Origin of the sequence: Mesorhizobium sp. M0938 (assembly GCF_040319125.1) — a bacterium.
Classification (GTDB): domain Bacteria; phylum Pseudomonadota; class Alphaproteobacteria; order Rhizobiales; family Rhizobiaceae; genus Mesorhizobium; species Mesorhizobium robiniae.
The window spans coordinates 147081-168766 of sequence record NZ_JAMYNS010000001.1 but is presented as its reverse complement, the minus strand read 5'-3'; the positions used below and the strand labels follow the sequence as shown (position 1 = coordinate 168766).

Annotated in this window: 19 protein-coding genes and 1 riboswitch; of the genes, 10 read left to right on the top strand and 9 right to left on the bottom strand. The window is 62.5% G+C overall.

Annotation, left to right across the window (positions count from 1 at the left end; all coding sequences use genetic code 11):
* Window positions 1-95 precede the first annotated feature (95 nt).
* From NKH73_RS00745 to NKH73_RS00720, 6 genes are all read left to right on the top strand, one after another.
* Window positions 96-1262: a diphosphate--fructose-6-phosphate 1-phosphotransferase gene (locus tag NKH73_RS00745; RefSeq protein WP_352926668.1), complete on the top strand. Its 1167-nt coding sequence runs from the start codon at window positions 96-98 to the stop codon at window positions 1260-1262.
* A gap of 16 nt (window positions 1263-1278) precedes the next feature.
* Entirely contained in the window at window positions 1279-2004 is a 726-nt protein-coding gene (locus NKH73_RS00740; protein ID WP_352926665.1) for an MBL fold metallo-hydrolase, read from the top strand.
* Between the two features lie 427 nt (window positions 2005-2431).
* Window positions 2432-3967: a DegQ family serine endoprotease gene (locus NKH73_RS00735; protein ID WP_352926663.1), complete on the top strand. Its 1536-nt coding sequence runs from the start codon at window positions 2432-2434 to the stop codon at window positions 3965-3967.
* 226 nt (window positions 3968-4193) lie between these two features.
* Window positions 4194-5003 carry a class I SAM-dependent methyltransferase gene (locus NKH73_RS00730; RefSeq protein ID WP_352926660.1) on the top strand — a complete coding sequence of 270 codons (810 nt, stop codon included), beginning with the start codon at window positions 4194-4196 and terminating at the stop codon, window positions 5001-5003.
* A 292-nt stretch (window positions 5004-5295) separates the two neighbouring features.
* Entirely contained in the window at window positions 5296-5907 is a 612-nt protein-coding gene (locus NKH73_RS00725) for a molybdopterin-dependent oxidoreductase (RefSeq protein WP_352926658.1), read from the top strand.
* Window positions 5904-6650, top strand: a complete 747-nt coding sequence (locus NKH73_RS00720; protein ID WP_352926655.1) for an FAD-binding oxidoreductase — start codon at window positions 5904-5906, stop codon at window positions 6648-6650. Before NKH73_RS00725 ends, NKH73_RS00720 begins: the two co-directional genes overlap by 4 nt.
* Window positions 6651-6738: 88 nt before the next feature.
* On the opposite strand, the gene NKH73_RS00715 is transcribed toward NKH73_RS00720, so the two are convergent.
* On the bottom strand, window positions 6739-7854 hold the full coding sequence (locus NKH73_RS00715; protein WP_352927640.1) for an FAD-binding oxidoreductase: 1116 nt from the start codon (window positions 7852-7854) through the stop codon (window positions 6739-6741).
* Window positions 7855-7879: 25 nt separating this feature from the next.
* Window positions 7880-9127: an aromatic ring-hydroxylating oxygenase subunit alpha gene (locus tag NKH73_RS00710; RefSeq protein WP_352926652.1), complete on the bottom strand. Its 1248-nt coding sequence runs from the start codon at window positions 9125-9127 to the stop codon at window positions 7880-7882.
* A 215-nt stretch (window positions 9128-9342) separates the two neighbouring features.
* Window positions 9343-9544, bottom strand: a riboswitch (cobalamin riboswitch).
* 507 nt (window positions 9545-10051) lie between these two features.
* Between NKH73_RS00710 and NKH73_RS00705 the strand changes: the two genes are divergently transcribed.
* From NKH73_RS00705 to NKH73_RS00695, 3 genes are all read left to right on the top strand, one after another.
* Entirely contained in the window at window positions 10052-10267 is a 216-nt protein-coding gene (locus NKH73_RS00705) for a DUF680 domain-containing protein (RefSeq protein ID WP_352926649.1), read from the top strand.
* 86 nt (window positions 10268-10353) lie between these two features.
* Window positions 10354-10575, top strand: coding sequence for a DUF680 domain-containing protein (locus NKH73_RS00700; protein WP_352926646.1), 222 nt, complete (start codon window positions 10354-10356; stop codon window positions 10573-10575).
* A 70-nt stretch (window positions 10576-10645) separates the two neighbouring features.
* The gene (locus NKH73_RS00695; protein WP_352926643.1) at window positions 10646-10882 is read left to right on the top strand and encodes a DUF680 domain-containing protein; all 237 of its coding nucleotides are present in this window, start codon (window positions 10646-10648) and stop codon (window positions 10880-10882) included.
* A 198-nt stretch (window positions 10883-11080) separates the two neighbouring features.
* On the opposite strand, the gene NKH73_RS00690 is transcribed toward NKH73_RS00695, so the two are convergent.
* From NKH73_RS00690 to NKH73_RS00670, 5 genes are all read right to left on the bottom strand, one after another.
* A complete protein-coding gene (locus tag NKH73_RS00690; RefSeq protein WP_352926641.1) occupies window positions 11081-12193 on the bottom strand; it encodes an ABC transporter ATP-binding protein in 1113 nt (370 codons plus the stop codon).
* Window positions 12194-12217: 24 nt separating this feature from the next.
* Entirely contained in the window at window positions 12218-13882 is a 1665-nt protein-coding gene (gene bglA, locus NKH73_RS00685) for a beta-galactosidase BglA (protein WP_352926638.1), read from the bottom strand.
* A 4-nt stretch (window positions 13883-13886) separates the two neighbouring features.
* Entirely contained in the window at window positions 13887-15041 is a 1155-nt protein-coding gene (locus NKH73_RS00680; RefSeq protein ID WP_352926635.1) for a carbohydrate ABC transporter permease, read from the bottom strand.
* Between the two features lies 1 nt (window position 15042).
* Window positions 15043-16056, bottom strand: a complete 1014-nt coding sequence (locus tag NKH73_RS00675) for a carbohydrate ABC transporter permease (protein WP_352926632.1) — start codon at window positions 16054-16056, stop codon at window positions 15043-15045.
* A gap of 235 nt (window positions 16057-16291) precedes the next feature.
* A complete protein-coding gene (locus NKH73_RS00670; protein ID WP_352926629.1) occupies window positions 16292-17647 on the bottom strand; it encodes an ABC transporter substrate-binding protein in 1356 nt (451 codons plus the stop codon).
* A gap of 362 nt (window positions 17648-18009) precedes the next feature.
* On the opposite strand from NKH73_RS00670, the gene NKH73_RS00665 reads away from it, so the two are divergent.
* The gene (locus NKH73_RS00665) at window positions 18010-19041 is read left to right on the top strand and encodes a substrate-binding domain-containing protein (protein WP_352926626.1); all 1032 of its coding nucleotides are present in this window, start codon (window positions 18010-18012) and stop codon (window positions 19039-19041) included.
* A 164-nt stretch (window positions 19042-19205) separates the two neighbouring features.
* Here the strand turns inward: NKH73_RS00665 and NKH73_RS00660 are convergent, their stop codons facing one another.
* Together NKH73_RS00660 and NKH73_RS00655 are read right to left on the bottom strand one after the other, a co-directional pair.
* Window positions 19206-20858: an ABC transporter ATP-binding protein gene (locus tag NKH73_RS00660; protein ID WP_352926623.1), complete on the bottom strand. Its 1653-nt coding sequence runs from the start codon at window positions 20856-20858 to the stop codon at window positions 19206-19208.
* Entirely contained in the window at window positions 20858-21682 is an 825-nt protein-coding gene (locus NKH73_RS00655; RefSeq protein WP_352926621.1) for an ABC transporter permease, read from the bottom strand. The genes NKH73_RS00660 and NKH73_RS00655 overlap by 1 nt, the downstream gene beginning before the upstream one ends.
* Between the last annotated feature and the right edge of the window lie 4 nt (window positions 21683-21686).

Genomic DNA, 21686 nt, shown 5'->3' with positions numbered 1-21686 from the left:
CGTAGCGACCGGCGCGGCCCCTCGACTCTCCCGTTGCGTGATCTCGCAAGACAGGCGAATGTGCCTGCAATTTCACTGCTCGGGAGAACTGAACGATGCCAGGAACTTTTGTGATCGCGCAAGGCGGCGGCCCGACCGCCGTCATCAACCAGACAATGGTGGGCGCCGCGCTCGAGATCCGCAAACGGCATCCCGGCGCGAAGGTTCTAGGCTCCATCCATGGCGTGCGCGGCATCCGCGACGGCAACTATGTCGATCTTTCTGCCATTGCCGAGGACCGGTTGCGGCTGATTGCGGCAACGCCGAGCGCAGCCCTTGGCTCGACCCGCGACAAGCCGGATGATGCCTATTGCGAGGTCATCCTCAACGGCCTGAAGAAGGCCGGCGCCGACGCCTTCATCTACATCGGCGGCAACGACACGTCGGGCACGCAGCAGATCCTGACCGACGCCGCCGGCGGCAAGATGGCTTTTGTCCATGCGCCGAAAACCATCGACAACGATCTCGAGGAGAACGATCACACGCCCGGCTTCATTTCGGCGGCCGAATTCGTCGCCGGCGCCTTTCTCTCCGTCGACCTCGATTTTCGCGCTTTGCCCGGTATCTATGTCGGCATCGTCATGGGGCGGCACGCCGGTTTTCTTACCGCGGCCGCTGCAGCATGGCAGCTCGACCCCGACAGCGGCCCGCATCTCGTCTATGTGCCGGAGCGTCCGTTCTCGGCAGCTAGCTTCATCGACGACGTGCGCGCCACGCTCGATCGCCATAAGCGCTGCATCGTTGCCGTCTCCGAAGGCGTCAGCACTGCCGACGGCAAGGCGCTGGTCGAAAGCCTCGTCCCGCCGGACAAACTGGAGCGCGACGCACATGGCAACGTCAAGCTGTCGGGCAGCGACCTGCCGGCCGCCCTCGAGCGTGCGCTGGCCGAAGGGTTGCCCGGCAAGCGGGCGCGCGTCGATGCGCTCGGCTACATGCCGCGCGGCTATGTCGGCGCCATCAATGCCGTCGATGCGCAGGAAGCCTTCGATGCCGGCGTCTTCGCCGTTTCGGTGGCCGAACAAGGCGGCGGCTCGGTGGCGCTGCAATATGACGGCAAGAAAACCGTGCTGAAGAAAGTGCCGCTGAAGAATGTTGCCGGCAAGACGCGCCATATGCCTGATAATTTCATGAAGCCTAATGTCAACCAGCTCTCGGATGCGGGCATGGCCTATCTGAAGCGGCTGGTCCCCGAGAAATACAAGGTCGGGAAGCCGTTCGTCTGATGCCGGGTGTCTTGCGATGACTGACTGGTTCAGCAAGACCGTCGTCGACGCCGATACGACGATGCTGACCGAGCCGTTCGTGCATGATTTCGTGCGCGCCAACATCTGGCATCTGCACGGCCGCGACGTCGACCTGCTTGTCGACACCGGCATGGGCATCCGCCCGCTGGCGCCGGAGATCGACACGCCTGGTGGCAAGCCGCTGCTCGTCGTCGCCACCCACATCCATCTCGACCATGTCGGCTCGCTGCACGAATTCCCCTCGCGGGCGGGTCCGAGGATGAGTGCCGCGCATTTCGACAGCATGGACGAAGCGGTCACCTACGCCCACATGTTCCACGATCTCGACGGCGCCGTCTCGAAGCTGCCGGCACCCGGCTGGAAAGCGGCCGATTATAAAATTCCACCGGCCCCGCTGACGCGAACACTTGACGAGGGCGATTTGGTCGATCTCGGCGATAGGCAGTTCCGCGTGCTTCATCTGCCCGGCCATTCGCCTGATTCGATCGCGTTGTTCGAAGAGGCCGACGGCCTGTTCTTCGCCGGCGACGCCATCTACGACGCCATGCTGATTGACGACCTGCCGGATTCCGACCGACCAGCCTATCGCCGCACCATGCAGCGGCTGCTCGATTTGCCCATCCGCATCGGCCATGGCGGCCACGGCCCGAGCTTCGACGCCAAACGGATGCGCGAGATCGCTACCGCCTATCTCAGGCGAACAGACGGGATCGGCGGATAAGAGGCTGGGCGGGAAGAGATGCGGGCAGGCGCCATATGCGATTGTCCTGCCCGCAAGGGGGATTGGCCGTCATCGCGGCTTTCGCCAACCACCGCCACCCAAGCGATTGGGCTCTGGTTGCCAACAATTTCGCTTGACTTGTGACGGCAGTTATGCTAGGAATTTATTCATGGTGCTGACTGCGCCTACGACCCGCCGCCCAGGCGGGTTTTTTGTTTTCGGGTTTCTGCGGGCGACACCCACCCGTATATTAAATCTTCGTAATATCATCTGGAAACCCCAATCGGCGCCCTAGATGCGGGGGCTGTCAATCCGGTCGGCTGCCGCGCCAGGCGAGACAGGCAAGGCGACCCTCGACACGCCGAATGGGCGGTTCCCCAGCCGGAACGCCACGGTGCCCAACCAATTTCTCGCCCGGACAACGGCCATGTCACCCATCCATATTCTTCGCAGGCATCGCGTCGCCGCCTTGCTGGGCGCCGCACTGATCGTCAGCCCTTTCATCGTGCCCCTCGCCCCCAAGCTGAGTAGCGCTCTGGCAGAAACAGTGACGCCTCCCGTCACCGGCATCACGGTGCCCAATGGATCGTTCGCCCCGATCGTCGCGGTCGACAAACCGGCAGTGGTGACGATCACCACCGTCATGAAGGCACAGTCGGAGACCATGAGCGACGCTGCTCCCTTCGGCGACGGTTCACCCTTCGACGACTATTTCCGTCAGTTCTTCGGCGACCAGGGACTGCCCGGTCCCAGGACGCCACCTCAGCAGGCGCCTCGCGCAGAGGCGCTCGGCTCCGGCTTCATCGTCGCCGCCGACGGCACCATCGTCACCAACAATCACGTCATCGATGGCGCAACCTCGATCAAGGTGACGCTCGACGATGGTACCGAACTTCCTGCCAGACTGGTTGGCCAAGACGCCAAGAACGACCTCGCTGTCCTCAAGATCAAATCTGACAAGGACCTGCAGACCGTCAAATGGGGCAACTCCGACAAGCTCATGCCGGGCGACCAGGTGCTTGCTTTCGGCAACCCGTTCGGTCTCGGCACCACGGTTACATCAGGCATCGTCTCGGCGCGCGGCCGCGATCTGCACAGCGGGCCGTTTGACGATTTCATTCAGATCGACGCACCGATCAATCACGGCAACTCAGGCGGTCCGCTGATGGATGTGAGCGGTAACGTCGTCGGCATCAACACGGCGATCTTTTCGCCGAATGGCGGCAGCGTCGGCGTCGGCTTCGCCATCCCGTCGGACCAGGCGCAAAAGGTCGTCGCCAAGCTGATGAAGGGCGGCTCCATCCAATATGGCTATCTCGGCGTTCAGATCCAGCCGGTGACGCCGGATGTGGCGAGCGCTGTCGGCCTTGATCAGCCCAGCGGTGCATTGGTTTCCGAGGTCACTGACGGCTCGCCGGCAGCAAAAGCCGGGGTCGAGACCGGCGACGTCGTCACCAGCTTCGCCGGCCAACAGATAAAGGATCCCAAGGACCTGTCGCGTGCCGTTGCCGACGTCGCGCCGGGCGCCACGGAAACGCTCGATATCTGGCGCAAAGGGAACACCGTCGAAATTTCCGTCGACGTCGGACGCAATGGCGACGATGTGCAGCCGGCATCGGTCGGCGGCGGACCAGAGGCACCGTCCGCACAGCCGGGCCTTCGTGCGCCGGCGATCGGCCTCGGTCTGATGGACCTCAGCCTGGATGTCCGACAGGCGATGAACCTGGCGCCCAACCAGCGCGGCGCGCTGGTCGAGAGCGTCAATCCTGACAAGGCGGCCTCGGCTTCCGGTATCCAGCCGGGCGACATCATCGTCGCCGTCAACCAGGCGCCGGTGCGTGACGCCAGACAGGCTGACCAGGCGATCGCCCAGGCCGGAAAGACTGGCAAGAAGTCCGTGTTGCTGCTCGTCGAACGCGGCGACGCGCAGATGTTCGTCGCCGTGCCCCTCGCCAAGGGCTGAAGCGGCGCTTTCTCGAGCTTGCCAATCGCTTCGGGTGGTTGGCAAGCTTGCCAGGCTGAGAGCAAGCTAGTGATGAAAGGCTGACGCTTGGTACCCGACGTGTAGGGCAGCTCAGGGTGGATTATCGCCCTACGGGCTTCGGTGCCAGAATGACCAGTATGCTGACGAAACGGGCGTTCGCCCTGTCTCCACATAATGACAGGGAGGCACGTCGTGGAGGATAATCATGACCCTTCCCGATTACGCAATGAACCAAGCAACGTTCCCGGAGATGTACGAGCGGTGGCTCGTGGACGCTCTCTTTCGGCCGTGGGCGGAAATGACTCTCGATGAGCTGGAATTGTCTCCCGGCGATCGTGTCCTCGATATCGCTTGTGGAACAGGGATAGTCGCACGCGTCGCAAAGGAGCGGCTCGGTGGCGCCGGATATATAGTCGGCGTCGATATCAGCCCGGACATGCTTGCCGTGGCGCGCGCCGTAGAACCAGCTATTGGCTGGCGCGAAGGCAACGCTAGTGAACTGCCCCTTCGCGATGGAGAGCAGTTCGACGTCGTCGTCTGCCAGCAGGGATTGCAGTTTTTTCCTGACAAGCCCGCGGCGGCGGCGCAGATGCGGCGGGCGCTGGCGAAGGGTGGCAGGCTGGCGGTGGCCACGTGGCGTTCTGACGATGAAATACAGTTCTTTCGCGAGCTGCGCCGCATCGCGGAGCGCCATCTTGGCGCCATCGCCGATCAGCGGTACAGCTTTGGAGACGCAGCCGCGCTTGAGGTGCTGCTCCGGGACGCCGGCTTCCACGGAATCCGTTCAAGGACGATATCGCGCACCATCCGTTTCAAGGACGGCGCACCCTTCCTGCGATTGAATACGAAGGCGCTGGTCGGCATGAGTGCAGCTGGCAAAGGCATGGGCGATCAGGAACGCAAGCGCGTCGCGGACGAGATCGTGAGCGAGAGTGCGCCCGCGCTGCAGCCATACAGCGATGGATCGGAACTCGCCTTCGAGCTCAGCGCCAATCTGGCGACAGCCAGGGGATAAAGTGCTTCCCTCACCCGGTTATGGAAACGCGAGCCATCCCGGATTCCGTTCTGAGTGGGGCAAATCTGGACAACGGCAGGTGACGGCGGGTTTCTCCATACAAAGCCGCCGTTCCCGAACAGGCCTGTGAGGGACAATAAAGGGTCGGATCGTGCCGGTCATTGCGGGTACCAAGTGTTAGGCCTTCACCACCAGTCGCGAGGTTGCGGCCAAAATTATGGTTGCCCGCCAGGGCATCTTCGAGAAGACTGGTGATGGCCGGTAAACGGCCTCAAGCAAACGGATTGTCTCGATGGTCACCCGCGGCTTCTCTTCAGGACGAAAGCCCCCGACGGATACGGATGCGCGCATTCCGCCGGGGCAGTATCTCGAGCAAGGATTTCCGGTGCTGTCGGCCGGGCCGACGCCGCGTGTGCGCACCGAGGAGTGGTCGTTCACGCTCAAGCACGGGCCGCGGCCGATCAAGAAGTGGAATTGGACGGAGTTCAACGCGCTGCCCTTGACCAAGATGACGCGCGACATCCATTGCGTCACCGCTTGGACCAAGTTCGACACGGCCTGGCAGGGTGTGCTGGTCGACGATATTCTGGCGGATGCCGGCGTCGAGCCGCCGAGCCCCTTCACGCTGGCGCTGTCGTTCGACGGCTACACCACAAACGTGCCGACGAAGGACCTCACCGCCGGCAAGGCGATGGTGGCGCTGCTTTATGAAGGCAAGCCGATCACGCCGGACCATGGCGGCCCGGCGCGGCTGCTGGTTCCGCATCTCTATTTCTGGAAATCGGCCAAATGGCTGAACGGGCTGCAGTTCACCGAGCGCGACGAGCCTGGCTTCTGGGAGTTGCGCGGCTATCACATCTATGGCGACCCGTGGCGCGAGCAGCGCTATACGGGCGATCCATGAGCGACGGGCCGGCAGCGCAGTCGCCCTGGCAGACGGTCACCATCAGGCGCATCGAAAAGCGCACGCCGCGCGTCACCAGCTTTTTCCTCCAGCCTTCGCGGCCCTTCGCCTATCGTGCCGGGCAGCATGTCGATGTCAGGCTGACGGCGCCGGACGGCTATCAGGCGCGCCGCTCCTACTCCATCGCCTCGGCGCCGGAAGCCGGCGAGACGATCGAGCTGGCGATCGAAAGGCTCGACGACGGCGAGGTCTCGCCCTTCTTCCACGAGGTGGCTGCGGTCGGCGACGAGGTCGAGTTGCGCGGCCCGCTCGGCGGCCACTTCGTCTGGTCCGACGGCGACGGCGGCCCGCTTCTGCTGGTCGGCGGCGGGTCGGGCGTGGTGCCGCTGATGGCGATGATCCGCCATCGTGCCGCGCTGAAATCGGCGGTGCCCGCGACGTTGGTGTTTTCCGCGCGGGTCTGGGACGAGGTGATCTTTCGCGACGAGCTGATCGATTTCCACGATCGCCGGGACGGCTTCGATCTGGTGCTGACACTGACGCGCGAGCCGGCCCGGCGTCCGGCGGACTATTCACGGCGGATCGATGTTGCGATGATAGAGCAATCGATGGTGCGGCTGCCCGCGCCGCCAAGGTTCGCCTTTGTCTGCGGCTCGAATGCCTTCGTATCGGCCGCCGCCCAGGCGCTGATCGATGCCGGCGTTCCGGCAGGCCTCATCCGCACCGAGCGCTACGGGGTCTAATGCATGTCGCGCAAAATGTGCAGCGGTTTTGCGATACGACATGTCGCATAATGCCGGTCAGACGCGACGCGCTCTAGGCGCCTGCCTTTCAGGCCTCGATTTCCAACGCCGACAGCGGCTTCGAACAGCAGGCAAGGATGAAGCCATCATCGATCTCGTGATCGAGGATGCCGCCATTGTGGCTCATCTCGACTGTGCCTGAGACCTTTTTCACCTTGCAGGTTCCACACAGGCCGAACTCGCAGGCCGCCGGGATGCGCACGCCCGAAGCGCGCGCCGTCTGCAGCACGGTCTGGCCGGCAACGCAGTCGGCATCGACATCCGAAAGCGAAAAGCGGATCGGCGTTGCGGCCTCGGCAGGGGCTTCGATCCCACCCTCTGCCGGCCCACCCTTTGCCGGCGAACCAAACGGGGCCGGTATTTCCTCCACTGCCGGTGCCGCAAAGCTTTCCTGATGATAGTTGGCCATGTCGAAGCCAGCGGCCTCCAGCATCTGCCGCACGGCGCGCATGAACGGGTCGGGGCCGCAGCAGAAGATTTCCCGCTCGCGAAAATCTGGCGCCAAAAGCGGCAGCCTGATCGCGTCGATCCGGCCCATATGGCCGAACCAGCCCTCGCGGCTGGAGCGCTCTTCGATCATGAAGCCGAGCGTCAGGCCCGGCATGCGGCTGCCGAGCAGTTCGAGTTCCTTGCGGAAGATGATCTCCTCGGGCTTTCGCGCGCAGTTGACGAAGCCGACATCGGTCCATGGCGCGCAGTCGTTCAGCCAGCGCAGCATCGACATCATCGGCGTCACGCCGGAGCCGGCCGAAATGAACAGATACTTGGCCGCGGGATGGCTGTGCAGCGAAAAGTCGCCCGTCGGCCCATAGGCCTTCACGTGAACGCCGGGCTTGAGGTTGTCGAACATCCAGCGCGTGCCGATGCTGCCGGCCTGGGCTTTCACCGTCACCGCGATCGAGAACGGCCGCGACGGCGAGGACGACAGCGTATAGGTCCGCATCAGCGGGCCGTCAGTGGTCGGCAGTTCCAGCGTCACGAACTGCCCCGGTCTGTAGCGGAACCAGGTCTGGTTGTCGGAGCGGAAGGTGAAGGTCTTCACGTCAGGCGCCTCGTCGCTGACGCCGATCACTTCCAGAACCTGGAGCCTGTCGTTCCAGGGCGCCATATCGTCGAGATGGCGGTAGAGCCCGAGATCCGTCATTGCGTTCATCTCTTCACGTTTCTCTTCAGGCGACGCTGCGCAGCGCCGGCCGGCCGCCCTCGGCAAGGCGCGGTTCGATGAACGAGGCGTACCATTCGACGAACTGGATGACGCCGCCCTCATGCAGTTCCGAATAGGGGCCGGGCTCGTAAGCCGGCGACAGGATGCCGAAGGCGTTTTCCTCGACGATGCGGCGGTCCTGGTAGTTGGTCTCGGTCCACACATGGGTGAGTTCGGCAAGGTCGTAATCGACGCCTTCGACCGCATCCTTATGGACCAGCCATTTGGTAGTCACGGCGGTTTCCGTGGCGCTGATCGGCAGCACGCGGAAGGTGACCGCATGATCGCCGAGGATGTGGTTCCAGGTCGTCGGATAGTGATAGAGCAGCAGCGAGCCGATACGGTCCGTGGAAACGCTGTCGGAAAGGTTCTTCTTCACGGCGCGCCTTCCCGTCATCGTATAGCTGACGGCGTCGCGCAGCAGCGGCGCGCGGGTGGCGCGATACTGCCCGGCCGGATCGATGCGGAACTTGCTCGGCAGGCCCGCCGCCTCGCATTTCGCCCAGTGCGCCAGCATTTCCGGATCGCTGTCGGCACCCTGCACGCCGGTCACGGTCGGCGCTTCCGGGAATGTCTTGCACAGTTCCGGATGGTTGCCGGCGCAATGATAGCACTCGCGGTTGTTTTCCCAGACGAGCTTCCAGTTGCCCTTCTCGACGATGGTCGATTCGAAGGCGACCTTGGCCTCGCGCAGCCGGTGCGGCAACAGGTAAGGTTCGATCATGGCGCGCATCGGCGCGAAATCGGCGGGCTCCCTGGCCAGGCAGATGAAGATGTAGCCGCCGACGCTCTCGCAGGCGACCGGCTTCAGGCCGAACTGGCTTTTGTCGAAACCGTCCGCCATCTGGCGGGCGAACAGAAGCCGGCCGTCCAACTCATACGTCCATTGGTGATAGGGGCAGACGAGCTTCGCCGCCGTGCCCTTGTCAGCATTGCAGACGCGGCTGCCGCGATGCCGGCAGGAGTTGTGGAAGGCATTGATCTTGCCTTGCTGGTCGCGGACCAGCACAACCGGATAATCGCCGATCTGGGCGGTGATGTAGCTGCCCGGCTTCGGCAGTTCGCAATCATGGCCGATGAACAGCCAGTCGCGATACCAGATCAGCTCCATGTCGAGTTTGAAGAAGTCGGCATCGGTGTAGAAGGGCTGCTCGAGCGAGTAGCCTTGCCTGCGGCCGTGCAAGAGCCTCAGCATGTCGTTGCGCGCGTCCATGTCCTGTCCTCGCTTTCGTCGCATCGGCCCGAAAATCGGAATCGATTTTCGGAAAGCACGATGCGCAGGTTCAAAGTCTTGGAGCGTACTTTGTGCGTCCAAGTGAACGCACGTCGCTCCAAGGACTGAACTGGTGGTGATGGAGGAAGGATCGGCTGCAGGCCGGTGAAGGACCGGCATGCTCTATCCACCTCTTGACCGCCCACCGCGATCAGTCGAGTTCAACACCTCGGGCTGGTTTCCGGGCTCTGGAGTGTCCTTGCGGGCGGTCGCGACACCTTCCCAGGCTTGTGGCCCAGTGGTCTCCCGTTGCGACTTGAACTCCACCACCGTTGCGGGGGCAGCGCCGGGTTCTGACCGGCTTCCCAATTCTCCGCTTCGTCGTCACCAAGCGGCACCTGAGATGGTGTGATCTAATCATGACGGCCGGCCGACTGTCGGCATGAAAGCGACATCGTATCCATGCGGCGCGACACAGCCGGCGAAGCGTGCAGGTTGGCAATAGCAGGGCTGGAACCCCATTTTTCGGCGGCCATTGCTGGCGGTCGTGGCATCGAATCCGACCCGCGGCGGAGACAAAGAAGGTTAACAGTTTCCAAAAGTGACTATTAGCCACTTCTAAAATCGAACCGAACGGTTCGTTTCTGTTGACAATGCGTGCATGACGCTGTGAACGCGGGTCCGCCAATCCGTCAAATGGGCGAATAGTGTATTTGGCTTAAGTAATTGAAAGAACAACCAAAGTCGATGCAGATAGAAGCACCTGGTACAATTTCAAGGTGCAGATTCTTGGTCCACACGGAACAACTTCGTGATTGGAATCTGCCGGATTGCCTTCCCACATCGGGCCTGTCCGAACGACGCGAATTCCTTTCAAGACACGCCGCTAGACGGACCGAAAACTAAGATACTGGAGTATCAACAATGAAAAAGATTGCTCTTGCTGCCGTCGCCGTTTTGGCCATCACCGGCAGTGCCTTTGCTGGCAGCGACCATTATGGGTCCGACGGCTATGGGTCCGACGGCGCCAACCAGCCGACTGCTGCGGTCGACAGCTCTTACACGGCTTCCATTCAGAAGCCGGCTCACGCTGAAAAGCCCGTTGTCCAGGGCGCCGACCGTGACCGTTTCGGCAATTAACAGCTGATCCCACAATTAACAGCTGATCCCAGACAGGCGGCGGCCAAGTCTGCCGCTCGGGATCTCACAAATCTGGAGTACTAGAAATGAAAAAGATCATTCTTGCCACTGCCGCCATTTTGGCCATCTCCGGCAGCGCTTTTGCCGGTAGCGACAACTTTGGATCTAACGGCGCCAACCAGCCGGCCGTTGGGGTCGACAGCTCGTACACGGCTTCGGTTCAGAATTCGGCATTGGCGCAGAATCCGGTTCCGGCTGACGAGAAGCCCGTCAACAGCAGTGACCGTGACCGCTTCGGCAACAACTAACACTCAGTTCAACAGAGCGGCGGCATCTGCCCGCCGCTCTGGTGGAACATGAAAATCCAGGAACATTAAAATGAAGAAGATTGCTCTCACTGCCGCCGCACTTTTGCTTGTTGCCGGCAGCGCCTATGCCAACAACGACAAGGTTGGCGGGACCGACATCAACGAGCAGGCGACCGTCAACGTCGACAACACGCAGACGTCTTCGGTACGCAACACCGCTTCGCCGGTCTACAAGCTGCTCAATTCGTCGGGCGACTTACACAAGTCCGCCCCGCAGGGCAGCGACCGGAACCTGTTCGGCCGCTAGCGCATCGGCCCGAAAATCGGAATCGATTTTCGAAAAGCACGATGCGTAGGATCAAAGTGTTAGAGCGTACTTTGTGCGTCCACTTGGACGCACGTCGCTCTAACCGCGACCTGAACGCACAAGAGCGGCGGGCTTTGCCCGCCGCTCTTGTTTTTTGGCTTCGCCAAATTGCTTATATCGGCAGTCTTGCTGCCTCTCTCAGGCCGCCTTTGCTTCCGCTTCGTGAAGCGTGAAGGACCGCCCGTCGGCATCGAAGATGTGGAGGTCGCCAGCGTCCGCACTCAGCCGCAGCTTTGCCCCGCGCTTGACCTCGACATTGCCCGGCAGCTTGGTCACCAGCGGCAGGTCGGCGCGGCCGATGTCGACATAGACAAGCTGGACCTCGCCGAGCTGCTCGACATAGTCGACCGTTCCCTCGAAAAGATAATCCGCACCGCTAGCGATCGTCAGATCCTCCGGCCGCACGCCGAAGCTCACTGAAGCACCTTTCACTGAGGCCGGCGTGGCGATCGGCACCGTCGCCTTGCGCCCGCCGACATGGCTGACGATGGTCGGGTTGCCTGATTTGTCGATCGTCGCCGGCAGGATGTTCATGGCCGGCGAGCCGATGAACTGGGCGACGAACAGATTGCCGGGTTTCTTGTAGAGCTCCATCGGCGTGCCGACCTGCTCAATATGACCGTCCTTGAGCACCACGATGCGGTCGGCCAGCGTCATTGCCTCGACCTGGTCGTGGGTGACGTAGATCATCGTTGTGGCAGGCATCGACTCCTTGAGCTTGGCGATCTCGATGCGGGTTGCGACGCGCAGTGCCGCGTCGAGGTTCGACAGCGGCTCGTCGAACAGGAAGACTTTAGGGTTGCGCACGATGGCGCGGCCGATGGCGACGCGCTGGCGCTGGCCGCCCGACATCGCCTTGGGCAAACGGTCGAGATATTTGGTCAGCTGCAGGATTTCCGCCGCCTGGCGCACCCGCTTGTCGATCTCGGCCTTGCTCTCCTTACCGATCTTCATCGAGAACGCCATGTTGTCGTAGACGGTCATGTGCGGATAAAGCGCATAGGACTGGAACACCATGGCGATGCCCCGTTTCGACGGCGGCACGTCGTTGACCACCTCGCCGTCGATCCTGAGCTCTCCGGAGGTGATTTCCTCAAGCCCGGCGATGGACCGCAGCAAGGTCGACTTGCCGCAGCCCGAGGGCCCGACGAAGACGATGAACTCGCCCGACCTTATGTCGAGGTCGATGCCGTGCAGAATGTTGAGATTGCCGTAAGATTTCTTCACTTGCCTTAGCGTGACATCGGCCATGGTTCCCTCCGGTGAATTGCAAACTTAGTCGATGCGCCCAAACCAGGCGCCGTAGCCGCCGAGGCGGATAGAACCGGCGCCAGTCTGTCCCGAAAACCCGTGCCCCGGCAAGGGCTGCAGCGAGCGTCCGCCGAGATTGACCTCCGTCGGCCGACTGCCGAGATTGAAGACGCAGACGATCTGCTCGTTGCCCTCGCGACGCGTGAAGGCGACAGTGTCTCCCTCGCTTTCGACGAAGTCGATATCGCCCTTGGCCAGCGCCGGATGCAAACGGCGGAAGGCGAGAAAGCGCCGGTAGTGTTCGAGCAGCGAGCTGTCGTCGCCCTGCTGCACATCGACCGCTTGCGAAAGGTGCTTGGCCGGCACCGGCAGCCATGGCTTTGCCTTGGAGAAGCCGCCATTGCCGTCGGCGGCATTCCAGACCATCGGCGTGCGGCAACCGTCGCGACCCTTGAATTCCGGCCAGAAGCGGATGCCGTAGGGGTCCTGGAGATCCTCGAACTGCAATTCCGCTTCGCCTAGACCAAGCTCCTCGCCCTGATAGATGCAGACCGAGCCGCGCAGCGACATCAGCAGTGCCGAGATCACCTTGAGATAGGCGGTCTGGTCGGCTTCACCGGCCGCCCAGCGCGAGGCAGTACGCATCACGTCGTGGTTGGAGAAGGCCCAGCACGACCAGCCGTCGCTGGCGACCTTGCCGAACGCCTCCAGCACCGAACGCACCTTGGCCGCGCTGATCTTTTCGGGCGCCAGGAAGTCGAACGAATAGCACATGTGCACGCGTTTGCCGCCGGCGGTATAGGCCGCCACCACCTCCAGCCCGCGTTGCGAATCGCCGACTTCGCCGACCGCCGCCGTCGCCGGATATTCGTCGAGCAGGGCGCGGAAGCGTTCGAGGAAAGCGAGGTTTTCGGGGCGGCTCTTGTCGTAGAGGTGATCCTGATAGTTGTACGGGTTGACGGAAGGCGCCGTCTGGTCGTTGCGCTCTTCGGGCGGCAGCGGCGGATTGTCCTCCAGACCCTGGCTGTGGAAATAGAAGTTGATGGTGTCGAGACGGAAGCCGTCGACGCCGCGCTCCAGCCAGAAACGGGTGACATCGAGCAGCGCATCCTGGACCGCGCGGCTGTGGAAGTTGAGATCAGGCTGCTCGGCCAGGAAATTATGCAAATAATATTGCTGGCGGCTGGTATCCCACTGCCAGGCCGAGCCGCCGAAGATCGACAGCCAGTTGTTGGGTGGCGTGCCGTCGGGCTTGGCGTCGGCCCAGACGAACCAGTCCGCCTTAGGATTGGTGCGGCTCGAGCGGCTTTCCCTGAACCACGGATGGATGTCGGCGGTATGCGACAGCACCTCGTCGATCATCACTTTGAGCCCGAGCCTGTGCGCCTCGGCGGTCAGGGCATCGAAATCGGCCAGCGTGCCGAACATCGGATCGACGTCGCAATAGTCTGAAACGTCGTAGCCGAAATCCTTCATCGGCGACTTGAAGAACGGCGAGATCCAGATGGCATCGACGCCGAGCGCCGCGATATAGGGAAGCCTGCCGATGATGCCTTTGAGGTCGCCAATGCCGTCGCCGTTCGAGTCCTGATAGCTGCGCGGATAGATCTGGTAGATCACGGCGCCTCGCCACCAGTCGCGGTCGACGGCGAGGTCGGGGCTCAACGTCGCTTTCACAGCGGATTGCATGAGCTCAACCTCCCTTTACCGAGCCCGCGAGCAGCCCGCGGACGAAATAGCGCTGCAGCGAGAAGAACACGATCAGCGGCACGATAATCGTGATGAAGGCCGATGTCGTCAGGATCTCCCAGTCGCCGCCGCGCGACCCGAGCAACGCGTTGAGCTTGGCGGTCAGCACGATCTGGTCGCCCTCTGTGCCGAGGAAAACCATCGCAACCAGCAGATCGTTCCATACCCAGAGAAACTGGAAGATGGCGAAGGAGGCCAATACTGGGAACGACAGCGGCAGCACGATCTTGACGAAGATCTCGAAATCGCTGGCGCCGTCGATGCGCGCCGATTCCATGATTTCGCGCGGCAGGCCGGCAATGTAGCTTCTCAGGAGATAAATGGCGAAGGGCAGGCCGAAGCCGGTATGTGCCAGCCAGATGCCGAGATAGGTTTTCGACGGTACGCCAAAGAAGCTGCCGACGCCGTTATAGAGCTTCAGCAGCGGGATCAGCGACATCTGCAGCGGCACCACCAGGAGCCCGATGATCACCGCGATCAGCAACGCCCGGCCGGGAAAGCGCATCCAGGCCAGCGCATAGGCCGCGAACGCCGCGATCAGGATCGGGATGACGGTGGCCGGAATGGTGACGGTCAGCGAATTCATGAAGGAGCGGCCGATGCCTTCTGAAAACAACACGGTCCTATAATTGTCGGTGGTGAATTTCGGTGGCGCCGACGAGGCGTAGTAGACGCGCTGGCCGCGCTCGCCCTCGAAGGGCTTCGTTGAGGTCATGACGAAACTGCCGTCGGCGTTGAGCAGCAATGTCTCGCCGTCGCCGAGATCGGCCGTCGTGCCCGCGGCATATTGCGTCGGCGCCGACGACTTGACGCCGAAGGCGCTGATGTTGCGGGCCGCATCGTCGCCGAAAATGTTGCCCTCGAGGACGAACTTGCCGTCCCTCTCGATTTGCGCCGAGGCGGGTGGCAGCCGGCCTGCTTCCGTCTGGCTGGAACTGGCGAACGAGTTCCACCAGCCCGAGGCGATGATCTGGTCCTTGTCGCGCAGCGACGAGACAAGAATGCCAAGTGTCGGGATGGTCCAGATCGCGACGAAGATGAAGACCGCGATATGGACGCCGAAACGGCTGGCAAAGGACTTTCCGGTCGCGGCGGCCATCTCAATGTCCTCCCGTCTCTTTGTTGGCCTGGCGGATGTTCCAGACCATGATCGGAATGACCGCGATCATGATGATGATGGCGATGGTCGCACCGCGCCCGAAATCGCCGCCGCCGCGGAACATCCAGTCGAACATCAGATTGGCCAGCACCTGGCTGTTCCACTGGCCGTTGGTCATCGTCAGCACGATGTCGAAAACCTTCAGCACCAGGATGGTGATGGTGGTCCAGACGACGGCGATCGTGCCCCAGATCTGCGGCACCATGATCTTCCAGAAAATCTGGAACGGATTGGCGCCGTCGATGACGGCCGCTTCGAGTGTCTCCTCGGGAATGCCGCGCAAGGCAGAGGACAGGATGACCATGGCAAAGCCGGTCTGGATCCAGATCAGGATGACCATCAGGAAGAAATTGTTCCAGAACGGCAGCGATATCCAGACCTGCGGCTGGCCGCCGAAATACTGGATGATGGCGTTGAGCAGTCCGATCTGCGTCTGACCGGCGCCTCTATACTCATAGATGAATTTCCAGATGACGCTGGCGCCGACGAAGGAGATGGCCAGCGGCAGGAAGATGAGACTCTTGGCGATGGTGCCCCACCAGATCTTGTCGGTGAGGACGGCGATGATCAGTCCGAGGAAGGTGCAGGCGGCGGGCACGACCGCCAGCCAGATGATGTTGTTGAGGATGGAGGTGCGGAACTCGCGGTCGCCGAACGCCCATTCATAATTGGCGAAGCCGACGAAATTGGCGCCGCCGCGATCGAGGAACGACAGCCTGAGCGTCTCCACCACCGGGTAGATCAGGTAGATGGTGAGGATGATCATGGCCGGACCGACGAACAGCCACGGACGGATCAGTCCTTGCCGGCGCAGATTGTCGATGGCTGCCGCACCCTTGACGCCGCGCGACGGGAAGATGACGTCCACAAGTTTGTTGGCGCCCCAGAAATAGGCGACGCAGCCGCCGACGCCGATGATGATGACTGTTATGGCCGAGAAAATCTGAGCCGCCACGGGTCCCTCCCTCTGCGCATGATCCGCCAGCCGAGAATGGCTTTGGCAACGGGATCATGGGCCGATTCAGTTGTTGAGAGCGATCGACCCCAAACCGGTTTCCACCATTGCTGATCGCACTCCAAGCTGGAATGTCTTTGTACGTGACAATCGGTGCGGCGCGGGCCGCCGGTCGGATCCGGGCCCTTGAGGTCCGGATCCATTCAGGATCGGTAGTCCGAATGTTCAGCGGGGCCTACTTGATCGCGTCCCAGCTCTTCTGGATGTCGGTGGCGACATCCTGGGTGGACTTGCCGCCGACGAGATCGATCATGCCGGTCCAGAAGGCGCCGGCGCCGATCTTGCCCGGCATCAGGTCGGACCCGTCGAAGCGGAAGGTCGAGGCTTCGGCAAGGATTTCCCCCTGCTTCTTCAGCGCGTCGCTGGCATAGGCGTCCTTGTTGACTGATTTGAACGGCGTCACGAAGCCGCCCTGAGCCATCCAGATCTCATGGGCGAGCGGCATCTTCAGGAATTCGATGAACGCGCGGGCACTCTTGCTGTCTTTGGTGATCATGGCCAGCGTGCCGGCGCCGAGCACCGGGGTGCCGAGGTCGGGTTTGGACGCGTAAGGTGGGTAATAGAAGAAGTCGACGTCCTGGCCGACCTCAGTGCCTTCCGGGAAGAAGGTCGGGATGAACGAAGCCTGATGGTGCAAATAGCATTTCGGCGGCACCGAGAAGAGGCCTTTCGGGCTGTCGCGGAAGTCGGTCGCCGCAACTGCCTTGGCGCCGCCTTCGACCATTTTGTCGTCGGTCGCGATCTTGCCGAAAATATCGATGGCGTTGACCACTGCGGGGTCGTTGAACGGGATCTCGTTCTTCACCCACTTGTCGTAGGTCTCGGGCGTCTGGGTGCGCAGCATGATGTCCTCGACCCAGTCGGTCGCCGGCCAGCCGGTGGCGCCGCCCGAACCGAGCCCGATGCACCATGGCGTGCCGCCGTCGGCGATGATCTGCTTTTCGAGCTCGGCGAGCTCTTCCTGCGTCTTCGGCACCTCGTAGTCGGCTTCCTCGAAATTGTCCGGCGAGTACCAGACCAGCGATTTCACGTCGGCCTTGTAGGGGAAGGCGAAGAAGCCCGGCTTGCCGTCCTTGTCGTTGAAGGTGCCGAGATCGACCCATGACTGGCCGGCGCCGTAATTGTCCTTGATCCAATTGGCGGTGTCGTCGCCGAGCGGCGTCAGCAGGCCCTTGGACGCCAGGTCCTGGATCAGGCCCGGCTGCGGCAGCACGGCAATGTTGGGCGGGCTGCCGGCCTGCGTGTCGATGACGATCTGCTGTTCGTAATTTTCCGACGAGGAGTATTTGATCTCGGCGCCTGTGGCCTCCGAGAAATAGTCGAGAACGGTGCGGATGAGGCCTTCGTCCTCGCCGCGCCAGGGGCCGAAGATCGACAGCGTCTCGCCCTTGAGGTCGACCTTCTTGAGCTCTTCGTAATTCGCCCAGTTGAAGCGGGGATCCTCGCCCGGCTTGAACTTCAGTTCGGCTTGCGCCGGCGCGCCTAGGGCGAGCGTGACAAAAGCGGCGCCCAGCAGAAGCATTTTCGTCATCGGTATTCCCTCCCAGTGGTGACAAACACCGGACGGAACCTCCATTCCGTCCGCCGACGCTGCGGGACTGTGACTCAGTCGGAAAGGAACCGCAACCTTTCGAAGAGTCTTCCAAAGCGCTTTGGTCTTTTCGATGACGCCACTGAATCGATCAGAAGTCAAGAGGGAGGTAGCCTAACCGATTTAGTTTCCGCGATGTAGGAGCAAATAAAGTGCGCTGCAGCATGGTTTTTGGCGGTGCAGCAGTAAATTTTGCTTCAAACCAGGCGGAAACGGTGCTTATGGTCTTTGCATCGGTCAGCGCTGCTCGTCGCGGCTGGGTCGATCCATAGTTAAAGCGCTTTGAGGCTTGGAGGCCTCCAGTGAACCTCAAACAGCTCTCGCACATGCTGGCGCTTTCGCAGACAACGGTAAGCCGCGCGCTGAACGGCTATCCGGAAGTCAACGAGGAAACGCGCCGGCGGGTGATCGACGCCGCCAAGCGCCATGGCTACCGCCCCAACCCGAGCGCGCGCCGGCTGGCCACCGGCAAGACCGGAATGATAGGCTATGTCTTGCCGACCGGAAACAGCGTCGACATCGACCCGCATTTCGTCGAATTCCTGTCCGGTCTCGGCGACTACGCCCGTTCGCACGAACTCGACCTGGTGCTGTCCCCGGCCGATGCCGACGACCAGGAGACCACCTACCGGCGTATCGTCGCCAACCGCCAGGTCGACGCCGTCTACATCTCCTCGCCGAGGCCGACCGACCGGCGAGTGGCGCTGGTCAACACGCTCGGCATTCCCTTCATCGTCCATGGCCGCAGCGAGGGGCTCGATTTCGACTACCCCTTCACCGACATCGACAATGAGGGCGCCTTCCACGAGGCGGCACGGCTGCTCGTCCAGCTCGGCCACCGGCGGCTGGCGCTGATCAACGGCGACGATCGCGAGACTTTCGCCATTCACCGTGAGCGTGGCGTGCGCCGGGCGCTGGCGGCGAGTGGTCTGGTGCTTGGCGAAGGCCATGTCTGTTCCCTCGCCATGACCGAGGAGAACGGCTACCGCGCGGCCAGGCGGTTGCTCGAGCAAAGCGACGCTCCGACCGCGATCGCCTGCTCCAGCCTGATCATGGCGCTCGGCGTCGTGCGCGCGGTGCGCGATCTCGGCCTGACCATTCCGGGCGACCTGTCGCTGATCGCCCATGACGACGTTTTCCCCTGGCTGAAGCCGGAGAATTTTTCGGTGCCATTGTCGACGACGCGTTCGTCGATCCGTTTGGCCGGCGCGCGCGTCGCCGAGCGTTTGGCGGCGCGGATTTCCGGATTGGAGGAGGGCACCCGCGGCGAAGTCTGGCCGGTCGATCTGGTGGTCAGGGCATCGGTCGCCGGTGCGCCGGTTAGAGGTTATTGAACGGCCGAGGTCGACTCTTGCCGGTGACCACATCCGAGCCGGCGCCGCTCGGCGCAACCATCTCGACGGCGGGCGCGGAGATGAAGAGGTAGGCGCCTCACAAGGGGAGAAGGAAGGGCGCGCGTGTGCCAGCGTCGCACCGGGCATAGACGGATCGTTGCGCGCTAATTCCCCGCGCTGGCCATACGCCGTCCCTTGATCGCCTTTTCCAGCCAGCCGATCTCCATTTCGGGGACCGAGGACAAGAGAAGGTCGGTATAGGCATCGAAGGGTGGCGCCAGCACCTGGCTTTTCGCGCCGTAGCGCACCACCTCGCCGCGATACATCACCGCGATCGAATCGGCGATCGACTTCACCGTCGCGAGATCGTGGGTGATGAACAGATAGGCGACGTTTTCCTCCTTCTGCAGCTCAAGCAGCAGCTTCAGGATGCCGTGAGCAACCAGCGGGTCGAGCGCCGAGGTGACCTCGTCGCAGATGATCAGCTTCGGCTTGGCGGCGAGCGAGCGGGCGATGCAGACGCGCTGCTTCTGGCCGCCGGAAAGCTCGGCCGGATAGCGATCGACAAAGCCCTTGCCCATTTCGATCTTGTCGAGCAGTTCGGCGACGCGCCTGTCGCGCTCGCGACCGCGCATACCAAAGTAGAATTCGAGCGGCCGGCCGATGATGGTGCCGACGGTCTGGCGCGGATTCATCGCCACGTCAGCCATCTGGTAGATCATCTGCAACTGGCGCAGATCCTCTTTCGGCCGGTCGGCAAGCCGGTTGGCGAGCGGACGTCCGTCGAAGGTGACGGTGCCCTGTTCGGGCGGCAGAAGGCCGGTGATGGCGCGCGCCAGCGTCGACTTGCCCGAGCCGGACTCGCCGACCACGGCAAGCGTCTGGCCCGGATAGATGTCGACTGAGACGTTCTTCAGCACCTTGATGTGGCTGCGGCCATAGGCGGCGGTGATGTTCTTGACCGACAGGAACGGCGTCGTGCCGGGCTTCTGTTCCTGGTGCTCTATCTCATGCACCGAGACCAGCGCGTTGGTGTATTCCTGGCGGGGTTCCTTGATGATCTGGCGGGTGCCGCCCCATTCGACCAGCCGGCCGTGGCGCAGCACCATGATCTCGTCCGACACCTGGGCGACGACGGCAAGGTCGTGGGTGATGTAGAGCGCCGCCACATGCGTGTCGCGGATGGCGTCCTTGATCGCCGCCAGCACGTCGATCTGCGTCGTCACGTCGAGCGCCGTGGTCGGCTCGTCGAAGACGATCAGGTCGGGCTCGGAACACAGCGCCATCGCCGTCATCACACGCTGCAGCTGACCGCCCGACACCTGGTGCGGAAAGCGCTCGCCGATGCTTTCGGGGTTCGGCAGGCTGAGCTTCTTGAACAGCGCGACGGCGCGTTTTTCGGCTGCAGCCCGCGTCGCCGTGCCGTGCAGCAGCGTCGCCTCGACCACCTGGTCCATCAGTCTGTGCGCCGGGTTGAACGCGGCGGCAGCCGATTGCGCGACATAGCAGACCTCGCGGCCACGCAGCTTGCGAAAACCCTCTTTGCCGCCCTTGAGGATGTCTCGGCCATTCAGTATGACCTCGCCGCCGGTGATGCGAACGCCGCCGCGGCCATAGCCCATCGAGGACAGGCCGATGGTCGACTTGCCGGCGCCGGACTCGCCGATCAGACCGAGCACCTTGCCCTTCTCGAGCGTCAGCGAGACGTCGTGGACGAGCACAATGTTCTTGGGCGCTTCGCCCGGCGGGAACACGGTGGCCTCGATGCGCAGATTGCGGATGTCGAGCAGCACGGACTTCGCTCGCTGATCAGCCATCACCCGCGTCCTCCCTTCAGGCTTGTCGTGCGGTTGAGCACCCAGTCGGCGACAAGATTGACGGAAATCGCCAGCATGGCGATCGCCGCCGCAGGGATGAGCGCGGCCGCGATGCCGAAGACGATGCCGTCCTTGTTTTCCTTGACCATGCCGCCCCAGTCGGCGCTAGGCGGCTGCACGCCGAGCCCGAGGAAGGACAGCGTCGACAGGAACAGAACGGCATAGATGAAACGCAGGCCGAGTTCCGAAACCAGCGGCGACAACGCGTTGGGCAGGATTTCGCGGAAAATGATCCACACGCTGCCTTCGCCGCGCAGCTTGGCCGCCTCGACGAAATCCATGACGTTGATGTCGACGGCGACCGCCCGCGACAGGCGATAGACGCGGGTCGAGTCAAGAATGCCCATGACCAGGATCAGCGTCACCAGATTGGTTGGCAGCACCGAGAGCACGACGAGGCCCATGATCAGCGTCGGGATCGACATCAAGAGATCGACGAGGCGCGAAAGCAGCGTGTCGAACCAGCCGCCGAAAACCGCCGCCGAGAAGCCAAGGATGGCGCCAAGCGAGAAGGACAGCGCGGTGGCCAGCACCGCGATGAACAACGTGATGCGGGCGCCGTAGATCATGCGCGACAGCAGATCTCGGCCGAGATTGTCGGTACCCAGCCAATGCGTCGCCGACATCGGCGCCCAGACGTCGCCGACGATCTCGCCATTGCCATACGGCGCAATCCACGGCGCGAAGATCGCCGCCAGCACGAACAATGCCGTCAGCGCCAGGCCGATCAGCGCCGGGATGGGGATGCGTTTTATGTCGAGCATGCCC

What these genes read in the sequence shown, in the direction of transcription:
- NKH73_RS00745 (WP_352926668.1), top strand. Translation starts at nt 96, where the DNA reads ATGCCAGGAACTTTTGTGATCGCGCAAGGCGGCGGCCCGACCGCCGTC.
- NKH73_RS00740 (WP_352926665.1), top strand. Translation starts at nt 1,279, where the DNA reads ATGACTGACTGGTTCAGCAAGACCGTCGTCGACGCCGATACGACGATG.
- NKH73_RS00735 (WP_352926663.1), top strand. Translation starts at nt 2,432, where the DNA reads ATGTCACCCATCCATATTCTTCGCAGGCATCGCGTCGCCGCCTTGCTG.
- NKH73_RS00730 (WP_352926660.1), top strand. Translation starts at nt 4,194, where the DNA reads ATGACCCTTCCCGATTACGCAATGAACCAAGCAACGTTCCCGGAGATG.
- NKH73_RS00725 (WP_352926658.1), top strand. Translation starts at nt 5,296, where the DNA reads ATGGTCACCCGCGGCTTCTCTTCAGGACGAAAGCCCCCGACGGATACG.
- NKH73_RS00720 (WP_352926655.1), top strand. Translation starts at nt 5,904, where the DNA reads ATGAGCGACGGGCCGGCAGCGCAGTCGCCCTGGCAGACGGTCACCATC.
- NKH73_RS00715 (WP_352927640.1), bottom strand. Translation starts at nt 7,854, where the DNA reads ATGACGGATCTCGGGCTCTACCGCCATCTCGACGATATGGCGCCCTGG.
- NKH73_RS00710 (WP_352926652.1), bottom strand. Translation starts at nt 9,127, where the DNA reads ATGGACGCGCGCAACGACATGCTGAGGCTCTTGCACGGCCGCAGGCAA.
- NKH73_RS00705 (WP_352926649.1), top strand. Translation starts at nt 10,052, where the DNA reads ATGAAAAAGATTGCTCTTGCTGCCGTCGCCGTTTTGGCCATCACCGGC.
- NKH73_RS00700 (WP_352926646.1), top strand. Translation starts at nt 10,354, where the DNA reads ATGAAAAAGATCATTCTTGCCACTGCCGCCATTTTGGCCATCTCCGGC.
- NKH73_RS00695 (WP_352926643.1), top strand. Translation starts at nt 10,646, where the DNA reads ATGAAGAAGATTGCTCTCACTGCCGCCGCACTTTTGCTTGTTGCCGGC.
- NKH73_RS00690 (WP_352926641.1), bottom strand. Translation starts at nt 12,193, where the DNA reads ATGGCCGATGTCACGCTAAGGCAAGTGAAGAAATCTTACGGCAATCTC.
- bglA (WP_352926638.1), bottom strand. Translation starts at nt 13,882, where the DNA reads ATGCAATCCGCTGTGAAAGCGACGTTGAGCCCCGACCTCGCCGTCGAC.
- NKH73_RS00680 (WP_352926635.1), bottom strand. Translation starts at nt 15,041, where the DNA reads ATGGCCGCCGCGACCGGAAAGTCCTTTGCCAGCCGTTTCGGCGTCCAT.
- NKH73_RS00670 (WP_352926629.1), bottom strand. Translation starts at nt 17,647, where the DNA reads ATGACGAAAATGCTTCTGCTGGGCGCCGCTTTTGTCACGCTCGCCCTA.
- NKH73_RS00660 (WP_352926623.1), bottom strand. Translation starts at nt 20,858, where the DNA reads ATGGCTGATCAGCGAGCGAAGTCCGTGCTGCTCGACATCCGCAATCTG.
- NKH73_RS00655 (WP_352926621.1), bottom strand. Translation starts at nt 21,682, where the DNA reads ATGCTCGACATAAAACGCATCCCCATCCCGGCGCTGATCGGCCTGGCG.